This window comes from Solirubrobacter deserti (genome assembly GCF_027587175.1).
GTDB classification, from domain to species: Bacteria; Actinomycetota; Thermoleophilia; order Solirubrobacterales; family Solirubrobacteraceae; genus Solirubrobacter; species Solirubrobacter deserti.
The window spans coordinates 28,688-42,873 of the sequence record NZ_JAPCID010000052.1 but is presented as its reverse complement, the minus strand read 5'-3'; the positions used below and the strand labels follow the sequence as shown (position 1 = coordinate 42,873).

The 14,186-nt window shown below is 70.9% G+C and carries 15 protein-coding genes and 1 pseudogene; 3 read left to right on the top strand and 13 right to left on the bottom strand.

The features are described from left to right. Positions 1–21: 21 nt before the first annotated feature. The 9 genes and pseudogenes from OJ962_RS27255 to ffh form a co-directional block, all read right to left on the bottom strand. Entirely contained in the window at positions 22–1,353 is a 1,332-nt protein-coding gene (locus tag OJ962_RS27255; protein WP_202952429.1) for a hypothetical protein, read from the bottom strand. 42 nt (positions 1,354–1,395) lie between these two features. Beyond that, positions 1,396–2,139 (bottom strand): ribonuclease HII, encoded by a 744-nt coding sequence (locus OJ962_RS27250; protein WP_270006739.1) that lies wholly within the window; start codon positions 2,137–2,139, stop codon positions 1,396–1,398. Beyond that, positions 2,033–2,647 (bottom strand): signal peptidase I, encoded by a 615-nt coding sequence (gene lepB / locus OJ962_RS27245; protein WP_202952428.1) that lies wholly within the window; start codon positions 2,645–2,647, stop codon positions 2,033–2,035. Before lepB ends, OJ962_RS27250 begins: the two co-directional genes overlap by 107 nt. Positions 2,648–2,845: 198 nt before the next feature. Beyond that, positions 2,846–3,196: pseudogene (rplS, locus tag OJ962_RS27240) on the bottom strand (50S ribosomal protein L19); the annotation flags it as partial. Between the two features lie 43 nt (positions 3,197–3,239). Continuing rightward, complete coding sequence (gene trmD / locus OJ962_RS27235; RefSeq protein WP_202952426.1) at positions 3,240–3,923, bottom strand: tRNA (guanosine(37)-N1)-methyltransferase TrmD; 684 nt, start codon at positions 3,921–3,923, stop codon at positions 3,240–3,242. Continuing rightward, positions 3,913–4,371, bottom strand: a complete 459-nt coding sequence (gene rimM / locus OJ962_RS27230) for a ribosome maturation factor RimM (RefSeq protein WP_202952425.1) — start codon at positions 4,369–4,371, stop codon at positions 3,913–3,915. Before rimM ends, trmD begins: the two co-directional genes overlap by 11 nt. Before the next feature lie 4 nt (positions 4,372–4,375). Then, positions 4,376–4,609, bottom strand: a complete 234-nt coding sequence (locus OJ962_RS27225; protein WP_202952424.1) for a KH domain-containing protein — start codon at positions 4,607–4,609, stop codon at positions 4,376–4,378. 10 nt (positions 4,610–4,619) lie between these two features. After that, complete coding sequence (rpsP, locus tag OJ962_RS27220; RefSeq protein WP_202952423.1) at positions 4,620–4,865, bottom strand: 30S ribosomal protein S16; 246 nt, start codon at positions 4,863–4,865, stop codon at positions 4,620–4,622. Positions 4,866–4,879: 14 nt separating this feature from the next. Beyond that, complete coding sequence (gene ffh, locus OJ962_RS27215; protein ID WP_202952422.1) at positions 4,880–6,211, bottom strand: signal recognition particle protein; 1,332 nt, start codon at positions 6,209–6,211, stop codon at positions 4,880–4,882. A 22-nt stretch (positions 6,212–6,233) separates the two neighbouring features. Here ffh and sthA point away from each other — a divergent pair, with 22 nt between their 5' ends. Next, entirely contained in the window at positions 6,234–7,649 is a 1,416-nt protein-coding gene (gene sthA / locus OJ962_RS27210) for a Si-specific NAD(P)(+) transhydrogenase (protein ID WP_202952421.1), read from the top strand. On the opposite strand, the gene OJ962_RS27205 is transcribed toward sthA, so the two are convergent. Next, positions 7,618–7,896, bottom strand: a complete 279-nt coding sequence (locus tag OJ962_RS27205) for a hypothetical protein (RefSeq protein WP_202952420.1) — start codon at positions 7,894–7,896, stop codon at positions 7,618–7,620. The two genes, sthA and OJ962_RS27205, sit on opposite strands and share 32 nt — an antisense overlap. 143 nt (positions 7,897–8,039) lie before the next feature. On the opposite strand from OJ962_RS27205, the gene OJ962_RS27200 reads away from it, so the two are divergent. Further along, entirely contained in the window at positions 8,040–11,162 is a 3,123-nt protein-coding gene (locus tag OJ962_RS27200) for a PKD domain-containing protein (RefSeq protein WP_270006738.1), read from the top strand. Between the two features lie 37 nt (positions 11,163–11,199). Here the strand turns inward: OJ962_RS27200 and OJ962_RS27195 are convergent, their stop codons facing one another. Genes OJ962_RS27195 through ftsY form a run of 3 tightly spaced genes read right to left on the bottom strand, consistent with a single transcriptional unit; the run spans position 11,200 to position 13,699 of the window. Next, positions 11,200–12,252 (bottom strand): SPFH domain-containing protein, encoded by a 1,053-nt coding sequence (locus OJ962_RS27195; protein ID WP_202952418.1) that lies wholly within the window; start codon positions 12,250–12,252, stop codon positions 11,200–11,202. A 12-nt stretch (positions 12,253–12,264) separates the two neighbouring features. Next, on the bottom strand, positions 12,265–12,693 hold the full coding sequence (locus tag OJ962_RS27190; RefSeq protein ID WP_202952417.1) for an NfeD family protein: 429 nt from the start codon (positions 12,691–12,693) through the stop codon (positions 12,265–12,267). A 10-nt stretch (positions 12,694–12,703) separates the two neighbouring features. Further along, positions 12,704–13,699: a signal recognition particle-docking protein FtsY gene (gene ftsY, locus OJ962_RS27185; RefSeq protein ID WP_202952416.1), complete on the bottom strand. Its 996-nt coding sequence runs from the start codon at positions 13,697–13,699 to the stop codon at positions 12,704–12,706. A 22-nt stretch (positions 13,700–13,721) separates the two neighbouring features. On the opposite strand from ftsY, the gene OJ962_RS27180 reads away from it, so the two are divergent. Beyond that, on the top strand, positions 13,722–14,186 hold the full coding sequence (locus OJ962_RS27180; protein WP_202952415.1) for a GNAT family N-acetyltransferase: 465 nt from the start codon (positions 13,722–13,724) through the stop codon (positions 14,184–14,186).

Below are 14,186 nucleotides of genomic sequence, written 5' to 3'. Positions count from 1 at the left end.
CGAGGCGCGCCGCGTGCGCGGCTAGAGCGGGCCGACCTGGCGGGTGCGCCCGTCGGGGTCGATGGTGCGGATGACGTAGTAGGCGCCGCCTTCGATGTCGGCGCGGCGGAGGCGGGCCGCGGCGCGGGCGCCGATCGGGACGCGGACCGTGCGGCGGGCACCGCGCGGGACGGTGGCGCGGGCGCGCCCCAACCGGCTTCCGGACCGGCCGATCTCGTAGGCGCGGACATCGACCCGGCACCCGGCGGTCGGGGCGGTGAGGCAGCGGATGATGACGGGCAGGCTCGGGTTGCGGTGGCCGAGGGTGGGCGTGCTGTAGACGGTGACGGCGACGTCGGAGCGCGCGCAGGGACCCGCCGGGACCGTCACGCCCGAGGCGGCGGGCGCAGCCAACGACAGGAACTGGCAGGCCTGTGAGGACCAGGCGACGTGGGAGCCGTTGAAGTCGAGCGTCTCGATCTGGAACGCCGGGGGGCCGCGGAACAGCACGGTCGGGTTCTCCGAGCCGGGCCGCGGCTCGACGACGACCGCGCGGGCGCCCTCGTCGAGGCCACGCGAGGCGACGTAGGCGATCCGCCCGCCCGCCAGCGACACGAGCCCGAAGTCTCCACCGGTGGTCACGACCTCGAACGCGCCGGCGCCCACGGGCGCCCAGGCCAGCACGTCGACCCCGTACTCGCTCTCGCCCGTCGCGGCCAGCGCGCCGCTCGGGTCCACCGACAACGAGCCGACGCTCATCGCGTCCAGCGCGACCCGGCGCACCTCGGCGCCCGTCGCGAGATCGAACACGACCACCGCTTGCCCCACGGACACGGCCGCGAGGGAGCCCGCCACGGCCAGCGTCCGCACCCGCGCGCCCGCGGGCAGCGCCAGGCGGCGCACCGAGCCGTCGGCGCCCGTCACCACCGCGCCGAGCGCGGGGCCCGACCGCTCCAACGTCACATAGCCGCCCGACCAGGCCCAGAAGTCGCGGTCGGCCGCCATGGTCGCGCCCCGCGGGACCGAGCGGCGCAGCGGCGCGCCGCCGAACGGCGCGCTGAGCAGCGCGCCCACGCCACCCCGGCCCGACACGACGCGCAGCCCGACCCGCCCGGCACCCGCGGCCAGCCGCCAGGAGCCGGCCGAGGCCGCACCCGACGACGCACGCCCGAGATGGGCAACCGGCCCGCCGGCCGCGGCCCGCGCGGACACACGCACGCCGTCACCGCCCTCGCCACGGCTCCAGACGACGGTGCCCGCGTCGAGCACCGGCCCGCCCTCACCGAGCTCGCGCGCCTCCAACGCCTCGACGCTCTGCGCGCCAGCGGGCGCCGCCGCGAACAACGCTCCCGCCAAGACCAGCCCGACCAGCACCCCGCCGAAGTTACCGGGGCGAGCCTCGAGCGGTCGCGGTACCTAGAGCGCCAGCTGCTGGTAGGCCATCGACTGAAACGACATGCGGTGCAGCGGCGAGACGCCCTGGCGCTCGATCGCCGCCCGGTGCTCGGGGGTCGAGTAGCCGACGTGGGTGCCGAACTCCCAGCCCGGATACTGCTTCTCCATCCGCCGCATGAAGCGGTCGCGCGTGACCTTGGCGATCACCGAGGCGGCGGCGATCGCGGCCGAGGTGGCGTCACCACCGACGACGTGGCGCTGCTCGAACCCGCAGTCCGGCACCGGGAACCCGTCCGAGAGGCAGATGCCGTCTTCTGCGCCCACGCGGCGCAGGCAGTCGCTCAACGCGGCCAGGTTCGTCTTGTGTAGGCCGCGCGAGTCGATCCCGCGCACGCACCGCGAGGTGACCGACACGCGCACCGCCGCCCGCAACACACGCGGATACAGCAGCTCGCGCATCTCCTCCGAGTGCTGCTTGGAGTCGTTGAGCGCGCTCAGCGAGCGCCGGTCCGACAACGACAACGTCTCGTAGTCGAACAGCACCGCCGCGGCGACCAGCGGCCCGGCCAGACAGCCGCGCCCCGCCTCGTCCGCACCGGCGACGAACCGGTAGCCGAGCTCGCGGTCGAACTTGAACAGGCGCGAGCCCGACGGCTTCTTAGAGGAGGCCGATGCGGCCCGGCGGCCAGTAGGTCGCGAAAGCTTGGCCGATGATCCACTTTTCTGGGACTGGACCCCAGAAGCGGCTGTCGTCAGAGGAGCCACGGTTGTCGCCCATCATGAAGTAGTGGTCGGCTGGAACGGTGATCTCCGTCGGGAATTCGCACGCATCTTCCGGATCGCACGGCCGCGCGAAGTCCTCCGTCTGACGCTCGCCGTTGAGCACGACGTGCCCGTCCTCGATCGAGATGCGGTCGCCGGGACCGGCGACGACGCGCTTGATGAAGTTCACGTCGGCGCGATCGGCCGTCGGCTCGCCGCACGGCGCGCCGGCGGCCGGCTGCCCCGACCCGCACGTGTTGGTGGTGGCGCCCTGCGGCGGGTGGAAGACGACGATGTCTCCCACCTCGGGACTCGTGAAGCGCTCGCCGATCCGGTTGACCAGCACACGCTGCCCGATCTGCAGGGTCGGGACCATGGACTCGCTCGGAATCCGGTACGGCTTGACCAAGAAGGCCTGGATCCCGAGCGCGAGGCCGAGCGCGACCGCGACGATCAGGACCAGCTCAACGAGAGACCCGGAGGTCGACGACGACCCCTTCTTGGTCGCCACGCCGCGGTGCTCCTAGCTCTGCTTTTCGTCACCCGCGGCCGCCGACTCGGCGTCCGCAGACGCCTGCGTCTCGGCGACCTCGGCTTCGGCCTCGACGAGCGCCTGCTCGTCGACAGCCTCGCCCGGAACCTCGGGGTCGACCGCAGCCGCGGTCTCCGCCGACGGGTCGTACAGGATGCCGCGCTCGACGACCTCCTCCGGACCGGTGTAGCGGCGCTCGCGCACGCGGGCGCGCTTGCCGACCCGGCCGCGCAGGTAGTAGAGCTTCGCGCGACGGACGTCACCGCGAGCAGCGACCTCGATCTTCTCGATCTTTGGCGAATGGATCGGGAACGTGCGCTCAACGCCGACGCCGAAGGACTGCTTGCGGACCGTGAAGGTCTCGCGCACCCCCTCGCCCTGGCGCTTGATCACAACGCCCTCGAAGACCTGCGTACGGCGACGCGAGCCCTCGATGACCTGGAAGTGGACCTTGACGCGATCACCCGACTGGAAGCGGGGCACGCGGCGCAGCTGAGTGCGCTCGAGAGTGTCGATAACAGTGCTCATGGCTAAGAATGGCCTCGGGCGTACAGGGCTCCAGGGCGGTCGATCATGGTAGCGGACGTTGCGCCCGCAGCCGCGACTGCGCTCGCCGCCACTCCTCCACGCGGGCGTGATGGCCCGACAGCAACACGTCGGGAACCGCCCAGTCACGCCATTGAGCCGGTCTCGTGTAGTGCGGGTATTCCGGTGCGCCCTCGAGCGCTTGCGAGAACGACTCCTCGACCGCGGACAGATCGTCGCCGAGCACGCCGGGCAGCTTGCGCAGCACCGTGTCGAGGACGACCATCGCGGCCAGCTCGCCGCCGGCCAGCACGTAGCGGCCGATCGAGATCTGGTCGGACACGAAGTGCTCGAGGATGCGCTCGTCGAAGCCCTCGTAGCGGCCGCACAGCAGCGTGAGCTCCTCCTCCCCCGCGAGCTCGGTGGCGAGCGCGTCGTCGAGCAGGCGGCCGGCAGGGGTCAACGCGACCACGCGCCGGTGCGAACGCAGCGACACCGGGTCCTCCCCGTAGCGCTCGCGCAGCGCCGCCTCCATCACGTCCACGCGCAGGACCATGCCCGCGCCGCCGCCGAACGGCGTGTCGTCCACCTGCCCCCACTTGAGCGGCGTGGCGCTGCGGAAGTCGAACGCATCGACCGTGTGCCCGAGCGCAAGCGCGTTCTGCACGTGGCGCTGCGAGCGGAACCACTCGAACCACTGCGGGAACAGCGTGAAAACGTCAGCCTTCACCGAGGAACTCCAGGTCGATGTCGATCCGGCGCGCCTCGAGGTCGATCGAGCGGATGCAGTCGCGCACGAGCGGCACCAGCAGCTCGGACCCGTCCTCGCGGTCCACTTCCAGCACCTCGACGGACGGCAGCGCGCTCATGCGGCGCACGACGCCGACCGCCACGTCGCCACACACCACCGCGCACCCCTCCACATCGGACGCCCAGAACTCGTCCTCGTCGAGCATGGAGTCCTCGCGCGGGATCGTCAGCACGAGGCCGCGCAGCGCCTCGGCGTCCTCGCGGGTCGCGGAGCCCTCCAGCCGCAGGATCGGCTTCTCAGCCGTGCCGGCGCGCCGCACGATGCGGCGCCCGGAGACGATCCCGCCCGAAGCGGGGAGCTCCGGGGCGACGTCGTACACGTAGAAGGAACCGTCGAGCCCGTGCGGCCGGCCTACGCGGCCGACCACCAGCTCACTCGACGATGTCGATGAGGACGCGTCGGTTGTCCTTGACCGCGGCGGCCTTGACGACCGTCCGGAGGGCCTGGGCGGTTCGCCCACCGCGTCCGATGACCTGTCCGTAGTCATCATCATCCACCGAGAGCTCGAGGACGAGCGTGCCGTCGTCCTCCTCGTACTCCTCGACCTGCACCTTTTCAGGGTGGTCGACCAGCAACCGCGCGAGGTACTCGAGCAGCTCGCGCACGAACAGTCGCTTAGGCGGAGATGCCCTGGATCTTCATGAGCTTCTGGACCGGCTCAGAGGGCTGCGCGCCCTTCGAAAGCCAGTACCGAACCCGCTCCTCGTTGAGCACGACCGTGGACGGCTCCGTCTGCGGGTTGTAACGACCGATGGTCTCGATGAACCGGCCGTCCCGCGGGGAACGGCGATCGGCGACGACCACCCGCCACTGGGGATCTTTTTTCCCGCCGACGCGGGTGAGTCGCATGCTGACTGCCATATCGGCGCAGCAGTTTAGCGACCGCGCATGATCTGACCGAGATCAGGCATTTTCCCTTGCTGAATGCCGCGCATGACCTTGCGCATCTGGTCGAACTGCTTGACGAGCTGGTTGACCTGCTGGACCGTCGTGCCCGAGCCCTTGGCGATCCGCAGCCGGCGCGAGCCCTTGATCAGCTCCGGGTGCCGGCGCTCGTAGGGCGTCATCGAGAGGATCATCGCCTCGACGCGGTCGAGCTCCTTTTCGTCGACGTTCATCTTCGACAGCTGGTGGCCCGCCAGGCCCGGGATCATCCCCAGCAGAGACGTCAGCGGGCCCATCTTGCGGATCTTCTTGAGCTGGTCGAGGAAGTCCTCGAGCGTGAACTGGTTCTTGCGGAGCTTGCGCTCGAGCTCCTTGGCCTCGTCCTGGTCGACCTGCTGCTCGGCCTTCTCGATGAACGACAGCACGTCGCCCATGCCCAGGATGCGCTGCGCCATCCGGTCCGGGTGGAACTTCTCGAAGTCGCCGAGCTTCTCACCCGTGGACGCGAACAGGATCGGCTTGCCCGTGACCGCCTTCACGGACAGCGCCGCGCCGCCGCGGGCATCGCCGTCGAGCTTGGACAGGATCACGCCGTCGAACTGCGCGACCTCCGCGAACTGCTCGGCGACGTTGACGGCGTCCTGGCCGGTCATGGCGTCCACGACCAGCAGGACGACGTGCGGGCGCACGCGCTTCTTGATGTTGGCCAGCTCGGCCATCAGCGCCTGATCGACGTGCAGGCGGCCGGACGTGTCCACGATCAGGACGTCCTTGCCGTCCCGCTTGGCCTGGTCGAGCGCCCATCCGGCGATGTCCACCGGGTCGGCGTCGGTCCCGCGCTCGTACACCGTCGCGCCCGCCTGGGCACCGACCTTGATCAGCTGATCGACGGCCGCCGGGCGGTAGACGTCGCACGCGGCCACCGCGACGGACGACCCGTTCTGCTCGGAGAGCAGCTTGGCGAGCTTCGCGGTCGCGGTCGTCTTGCCCGAGCCCTGCAGGCCGGCCATCAGGATCACGGTCGGCGGCCGCGGCGAGAACGTGATGCCGGCGGACTGGCCGCCCATCAGCGCCGTCAGCTCTTCATTGACGATCTTGATGACCTGCTGGCCCGGGTTGAGCTGCTTGGTGATCTCGATCCCGAGCGCGCGCTCTTTGACCGAGCTCGTGAACTGCTTGACGACCTTGAAGTTGACGTCGGCCTCGAGCAGCGCGAGGCGGATCTCGCGCATGGCCTTGTTGATGTCGTCCTCGGTCAGCGCGCCGCGTTGGCGAACGCCCGCCAGCGTCCCTTGAAGCTTCTCCGAGAGCGAGTCGAACATGTGCTGTGAGACTGTACCCGCCGTGGAGCTCGATCTTCTCGTCATCGGCTCGGGTCCGGGCGGCCAGCGCGCCGCCATCCAAGCAGCCAAGCTCGGCAAGCGCGTCGCCGTCGCCGAGCGCCGAAACCGCCTCGGCGGTGTCTCGATCCATACCGGGACCATTCCTTCGAAAACCCTGCGTCAGGCCACGCTGGAACAGATCGCGACGCGTCCGCTGGACGTGCTCGATCCGACGCGGGTCGAGGAGACCGAGCAGGAGGCGATCCAGCAGCTGCTCGACCGCGCCGCCGCCGTCGTCGCCGGCGAGACCGCGATCACGCGCGAGCAGTTCCGGCGCAACCGCGTCGGGCTGCTGCAGGGCGACGCGTCCTTCATCGACCCGACCACGGTCCGCATCGAGGGCAGCGACGAGCCGGTGAAGGCGCAGCGGATCGTGATCGCCACCGGCACGCGGCCCGCGCGCCCCGCGTCCGTCGAGTTCGACGACCGCACGATCATCGACTCCGACGGGCTGCTCAAGCTCGAGAAGCGCGTGCCGCGGACGATGACGGTCGTCGGGGCGGGCGTGATCGGCGTCGAGTACGCGTCGATGTTCGGTGCGCTCGGGACCAAGGTGACCGTCGTCGATCAGCGCGACCGCGTGCTCACGTTCCTCGACGGCGAGCTCGGTGAGGCCTTCCAGTACCTGCTGCGGCGCCGCAACGTCACGTTCCGGCTGCGCGAGAAGGTATCCGGCGTGGATGCGCTGCCCGGCCGTGGCGCGCGGCTCAAGCTCGCCTCCGGCAAGGAGATCGTGTCCGAGACCGTGCTCTACGCCACCGGCCGCCAGGGAGACACCGAGAAGCTCGAGCTCGAGAACGCCGGGCTGAGCGCCGACAAGCGCGGCCGGATCGAGGTCGACGGCACCTACCGGACCACGGTCCCGCACATCTTCGCCGTCGGCGACTGCGCCAAGTGCGGCGGCGCCGGCGGCCTCGCCGCGACCGCCATGGAACAGGGCCGGATCGCGGCGCTGCACGCGTTCGAGCGGCCCGTGACCCAACTCCCGGAGCTGATCCCGACGGGCGTGTACGCGATCCCCGAGCTGGCGCAGGTCGGCGCGACCGAGGAGGAGTTGACGGACGCGTCGGTGCCCTACGTGAGCGGGATCGCGCGCTGGAGCGAGCTCGCGCGCGGCGTGATCGCAGGCGACCGCGACGGGATGCTCAAGCTCCTCGTCTCGCCCGAGACGCGCGCGGTGCTCGGCGTGCACGTGCTCGGCAGCGGCGCCACCGACCTCGTGCACATCGGCCAGGCCGTGATGGCGAGTGGCGACAAGGGCCTGGACTTCCTCGTCACCGCCGTCTTCAACTATCCGACGTTCGCCGAGTCCTACAAGGTCGCCGCCCTCGACGCGGACAACCGCATCAAGGGCATGGCGGCCTTCGGGCAGAGCTGACCCGCCAGCGCCGCCAGACCGCGAGCGCACCGACGAGCGCGAGCGCCGCGACCACGACCAGCGGCCACAGCTGGACGGTCGCCGCCCGGATGAGCATGGCGAGCTGGGCCGCAGCCGCCACGCCGAGCACGAGCGTGCCGGCGCGGCTCGGCCGCAGGAACGCCAGAGCGGCGATTGCCGCGACCGCGAGCAGCCACGCCCCGACCAGCGCGACCGCGAACAGATAGGCGTCGCCCTCGAACCCCACGCCGCAACGCTAGAGCACCGCGTGGACGAATGTCTGATGGGCAGCGGTCGCTGAGCGCTGAGAGAGTGCCGCGGAACTACGGAGCGGTGTGAGGGGGCGACAGGATGAGTCGAGGCGATCGGGCACGGGTGCGGTTGGCGGCCGTGGCAGCGGCGGTGGGAACGGTGCTGGTGCTGCTGAGCGTGGTCGCCGTCGCCCGCTCGACGCCGACCGCGGCCAAGCAGGTGGCGATCCTCTCCATCAGCTCGCCCAGCAACGGGACCTACGAGGCCGCGCGGGCGCGCGACAGCGGGCTGGAGCCGGTCATCCTCGGGCCCGCCGAGTGGGTCGGCAAGACCGTCGACGACTTCAAGCAGTACGCGGCACTGGTCCTCCCCGAGCGCAGCTGCGGAGGCGCCCGCAGCACGCTCGTCTCGAGCAAGGCGGCGTGGTCGGCTGCGGCGACCGGCAACAAGATCCTGATCGGCAGCGATCCGAGCGATCACGGGAGCGGAGGCCGGCCTCTGGTCGCCAACGGGATCCTGTTCGCCGCTTCGGGCGACGAGACCGGGCTCTACGCCGCCTTCGAGTGCGACAACAACGACGCGGGGATGGTCGAGGTGCTCGACGCGATCGACGGCACCACGGGTGAGTTCGCCACCCAGACCGCGGGCTGTTACAACCGTTCGCACCGGGTCGCCGACCACCCCGCGTTCGCCGAGACCACGGACGCCTCGCTCTCCAACTGGTCGTGCTCGGTCCACAACGCCTTCACCAAGTTCCCGGACCGCTGGCGCGTGCTGGCGATCGCCCAGGAGCTCGGCACCTTCACCGCGCCGGACGGCACGATCGGCCTCCCGTACGTGCTTGCCCAGGGCCAGGCGCTCACGTACGCCGGCCGGGACCTGACAGCGGTGGGCGACTCCGTCAGCGCCGGTGAGGGCATTGGCTACGGCTACAAGTGGAACAAAGACAGCAAGCGCTGGGAGGACAAGAACGGCTCTTCGGCCTTCTGGGATGTCTTCTACGAGCCGATCGGCTGCCACCAGAGCGACGAGGCCCATCCGCGGGTCCTGGCCACGCTGACCGGAGCGACGCTCAAGGAGCACCTCTCGTGCACGGGCGCCACGTTCGACGAGGGCCTGAAGGGCCGCCAGGACACCGACGGCGTCAAGGAGCCGCAGATCGGCGGGTTCGCGGACGGCCCGGGCGTCAACCAGCAGTACGTCGGCAGCACGCCCGACCTCGTGACGGTCAGCATCGGCGCCAACGACATCCAGTTCTCCAAGATCGTGACGAGCTGCTTCTACCCCGTCTCGTCCGTCTTGGTCGGGACCTGCGGCGGCAACCTGGATACCGCGACCACGCGCGTGGACGGCGACTACGTGTCCAGCCGGCTCACCCGCCTCTACAAGCGCATCCAGGACATCGGCGACGCGAACGGCAAGCGGCCGCTCATCCTGCACACGCAGTACGTGAACCCGTTCCCCGCCTCCGACGAGGACGAGGACTGCTTCGACGTCAAGGGCGGGTGGACCAGCGGCTTCGCCCGCGACGACATCAACAAGATGGTCACCGGGCTGAACACCCTCAACCGGCGCATCAAAGAGGCGGCCGACGCGGCTCACGGCGTGATGGCGGTCCCCGCCAACCCCGAATTCGCCGACCACCGGTTCTGCTCGGACGACCCGTGGGTGTTCGGCATGGACACCGGACTCGACCCGCGCGCCAGCTGGACCGCGATCGATCTCAAGACGGCGGCGCCGTTCCACCCGACGATCGCCGGTCAGGCCGCCATCGCCCGCCAGATCAAGAAGACGCTGGACTCCGCGGTCTCGATGCGCCGGTCGGGTGAGCTGGTGGAGGTCGCGTACGCGTCCGGACCCAAGCTCACGTTCGCCCGCGTCAACACCGCCGGCACGACGATCGTCGTGCCCAAGTCGGGCTCGGAGGTCCCCGCCCACCCCAACTTCCGCGTCCGCGACGCGTGGGAGATCGACACGGCCGCAGATTTTTCTGGAGCGATCACCGTCTCGCTGCCCGCGTCGGCGGGCGACAGCCTGTGGCACCACACGGGCGGGCGCTGGGAGCAGGTGCAGTCCACGTTCGACGGGTCGAAGCTGCAGGGCAGCGTCACGTCGCTGTCGCCGTTCGCCGTCGGACCGGCCGTCGACCCGATCCACGCCGCGATCGGCGGCGGAGAAGGCGGCGTGGCTCCGGAAGCGGTCGCGTTGACCGCGGCTCCGAGCACCGGCGCGGCGATCGACGAGGTCGCGTGGGACTTCGGTGACGGCACGTCCGCCACGGGGATCGACGTCACGCACGCGTTCCGCCACAGCGGCACGTACACGGTCCAGGCGACCGTGCGCAGCGTCGACGGCGCCGTCGACACGGCGACCCGGACCGTCACGATCACCAATCCCGCCCCGGTGCTCCGCGCCGAGGTGCCGGCCACCGGGACCGTCGGCGAGCAGGTCGAGCTCGACAGCCGCGGCTCGACCGACGCCAACGGCAAAGTCGAGCGCGGCTGGTGGGAGCTCGACGGCGTCGTCCTCGAGCCGGCGGCGCAGCTGAGCACGCTCACGCTCGAGCAGCCCGGCTCGGTGACCGTCGAGGCGGTCGTCCGCGACGACGAGCTCAAGGAGACGCGGCGGGCGTTCACGATCACCGTCGAGCGGCCGCAGACGCCGTCCGCCCCGGGTGGCGGCAACACCGGCGGCGGGGGCGGTGGCAGCGGGGGCGGCGCCGGCCCTTCACCGCAGGCGGGCTTCTCGTTCGCCTCGGCCTCCGGCCCCGACATCCTGCTCACCTGCGCCCGGGCGTCGCTCCTGCTGACCGAGGTGTCCAGCCGGGGCAGCCGGTTGCGGGCCGCGGGCGTGGCCGCGCGGGCGCTCGCCGGGCAGACCGTGCAGCTGCGCCGTGCAGGTAAGCGCGTCGCCAGCGCCAAGGTCCGGGCGGACGGGACGTTCGGGATCGGCGGTGCCGCACGCGCCGGGCAGTACACCGCGGTGATCGGGAACACGACATCGCCGCGGATGGCGCTGCAGTCCAAGCTGCGCCAGAGCGCGGCCCGCCGGTCCGGGGGCTCGGTGACGCTGTCCGCGATGACGACGGGCACGGTCATCGTGGAGCGGATGACCGCGTGCGGTCAGTGGCGGCGTGAGGCGAGGGCGAAGGCGAGCCGCAACGGCAGGTTCAAGGCCACGGTCAAGGCCCCTCCGGCCGCGGCGGTCGTCTATCGCCTGCGCGCCGGCGGGCGGCAGGTGCTGATCCCGGTGGCGCTGTGAGAGCGGGCCGCGGCATGAGCCGCGGCCCCTAGGGCCGCTAGGCGCCGGGTACCGGCGGGGCGGGCGGGATCTCGCGCGGCGCCGGTGAGGTCCCGACTTGGCTCGTGGCGCTCTCGGCCTCCTGCGTCGCCTGCGCGGCGGCGCGGGCGGCCTCCTCGGCGTCGCGGCGGGCGCGCTCGTCGATCTCGTCCATGGTCGAGGACGGCTTGGGCTTCGGCTTCGCCTTGCCGGCGAACTGCTCGGTCAGGTTCGAGACGGCGCTCGTGAACTCGGACGGGATGATCCAGATCTTGTTCGCGTCGCCGTTGGCCAGCTGCGGCAGCGTCTGCAGGTACTGATACTGCAGCAGCGCCTGATCCGGAGCGCCCTCGTGGATCGCGTTGAAGACCGTCTCGATCGCCTTCGCCTCGCCCTCGGCCTTCAGGATCGCGGCCGTGCGCTCACCCTCGGCCCGCAGCACGGCGGACTGCTTCTCGCCCTCGGCGGTGAGGATCTGGGACTGCTTGACGCCCTCCGCCGTGAGGATCGTGGCGCGGCGGTCACGCTCGGCGCGCATCTGCTTCTCCATCGCCTCCTGCACGGTGCGCGGCGGCTCGACCGACTTGAGCTCCACACGGCCGACGCGGATGCCCCAGCGGCCCGTGGCCTCGTCCAGCACGGCCCGCAGCTGGCTATTGACGCTGTCGCGGGAGGTGAGCGTCTCCTCGAGCGTCATGCCGCCGATGACGTTGCGCAGCGTCGTGACCGTGAGCTGCTCGATCGCCTGCAGCGGGTTGGCGACCTCGTAGGTGGCCGCCCGCGGGTCCGTGACCGTGAAGTAGATGACCGTGTCGATGCCGACGACGAGGTTGTCCTCGGTGATCACGGGCTGCGGCGGGAACGAGACCACCTGCTCGCGCAGGTCGATCAGCGGCTTGACGCGGTCGATGAACGGGACGATCAGCGTCAGCCCCGGGTCGAGCGTGCGGCTGTAGCGGCCGAGCCGCTCGACGATTCCGGCGCGCGCCTGCGGCACGATCCGCACGCCCGAGGCGGCGATGATGAACAGGAACACGATCAGGACGATCAGCGCGATCAGGCCTGCGGTCATTCGGTCTCCCTCTTACTCGGCCACGAGCGCGGTCGCGCCCCGGATCTCGAGGACGTGCACTTTCGTGCCCGGCTCGATGACGGCATCATCGTCGTACGCGCGGGCGGTCCAGATCTCGCCGTCGAGCTTCACGCAGCCCACGCCTTCGTCGTTCGCGATCCGCTCCACCACCATCGCGGTCTGCCCGACGAGTGCCGCGGTCCCCATCTTCAGTGCCTTCGTCTTCTGATGCGAGCGGGCGAGCGGGCGCAGCGCCGCCAGCAGGATGATCGAGACCACCAGGAAGGCCGCGGCCTCGATCGTCGTGCCCGCGCCGAACGCGGCCAGGACCGCCGCGACCGCCGCCCCGCCGGCGAACGGCGCCAGGAAGAAGCCCAGCGTGGCGATCTCCCCCACGGCGAGCGCCACCGCGAGGATCAGCCAGATCACCCAGGGGTCCATGAGCTCGAGATTACGCGGTCAGCAGGGCTTTGGCGAAATCATCCGGGTCGAACGGCCGCAGGTCCTCGAGCTGCTCGCCGATGCCGATCAGCTTGACCGGGATGTTGAGCTCGTTGGCGATCGCGAGCGCGATGCCGCCCTTGGCCGTGCCGTCGAGCTTGGTGAGGATGATCCCGGTGACGCCGACGGCCTCGCCGAACAGCTTCGCCTGGCGCACGCCGTTCTGGCCCGTGGTGGCGTCCACGGTCATCAGGGTCTCGTGCGGCGCGTCCGGCATCTGCTTGGAGATCACGCGCCGGACCTTGGTCAGCTCGTCCATCAGGTTGGTCTGCGTGTGCAGGCGGCCGGCCGTGTCGATGATGATCACGTCGGCGCCGCGCTCGCGGCCACGGGCGATGGCGTCGAAGGCGACGGCGCCGGGGTCGGAGCCCTCAGGGCCCTTGACGACATCCACGCCGGCGCGCTCGCCCCAGCGCTCGAGCTGCTCGACGGCGGCGGCGCGGAACGTGTCCGCCGCGCCGACCACGACCTGCAGCTGGAGCGTGTTGCGCAGGTGCCAGGCGAGCTTGCCGATCGTCGTCGTCTTGCCGGTGCCGTTGACGCCGACGACGAGGATGACCGTGGGGTCGGGCCGCAGATCGATCTTGTCGTCGCCGGTGCGGGCGAGCTGGGCGAGCAGCTCCGCGAGGCGATTGCTGAGCGCCTCGCCGCCGACGAGGTTGCCGTCCTCGGCCTCACGCTCGAGCTCCTCGACCACCTGGGCGGTCGTGGCCGCGCCGACGTCGGCGTAGATCAGCGCCTCCTCCAGGCGCTCCCAGGTCTCCTCGTCGAGGTCACCCTCGAAGAGCGTGGCCTGCACCTCCGCGGTCAGCGCCTCCCGCGTCTTCTTCATGTTCTCGCGTAGGCGCTTGAAGAAGCCGCGGCGCTTCTCCTCGCGTTCGGGCTCGGCGGGCACCTCGGGGGGCGCCTGGTCAAGCAGGAAGAGGTCGTACCAGTCTCTGGCCATGCGGTTCGGCAGGATACGAGGCGTGATCGACGTGAGGCGGATCGACGGCGACTCAGAGGTCGCGCGCGAGCTGTTGGTGGCGATGGAGGCCTACGTGGAGGCGAGCCTCGGGCCGGTGTCGGCCGAGACGACGTCGACCGTGGACCCGGGCGAGATGTCGCCTCCGGACGGCGCCTACGTGGTGGTGCTCGAGGACGGCGTGCCGGTCGCGGGTGGCGGCGTGCGGCGGCTGGGTGACGATGTCGCCGAGGTCAAGCGGATGTACACGCTGCCCGAGGCCCGCGGGCGCGGGCACGGGCGACGGCTGCTGGCAGCGCTGGAGGACGCGGCGCGGGAGCTCGGGTACGCGCGCGTGCGGCTCGACACGGCGGCGACGATGGACGTCGCGCGGCGGCTCTATGGCGAGGCGGGATACCGCGAGATCGAGGACTACAACGGCAATTCCTACGCCGTGTTCTGGGGCGAGAAACGGCTGTATCCTGAGTAG

Excerpts from the sequence above, each read along its gene's own strand:
- rpsP (WP_202952423.1), bottom strand. The coding sequence starts at position 4,865 with ATGGCAGTCAGCATGCGACTCACCCGCGTCGGCGGGAAAAAAGATCCC.
- ffh (WP_202952422.1), bottom strand. The coding sequence starts at position 6,211 with ATGTTCGACTCGCTCTCGGAGAAGCTTCAAGGGACGCTGGCGGGCGTT.
- OJ962_RS27195 (WP_202952418.1), bottom strand. The coding sequence starts at position 12,252 with ATGACCGCAGGCCTGATCGCGCTGATCGTCCTGATCGTGTTCCTGTTC.
- OJ962_RS27190 (WP_202952417.1), bottom strand. The coding sequence starts at position 12,693 with ATGGACCCCTGGGTGATCTGGCTGATCCTCGCGGTGGCGCTCGCCGTG.
- ftsY (WP_202952416.1), bottom strand. The coding sequence starts at position 13,699 with ATGGCCAGAGACTGGTACGACCTCTTCCTGCTTGACCAGGCGCCCCCC.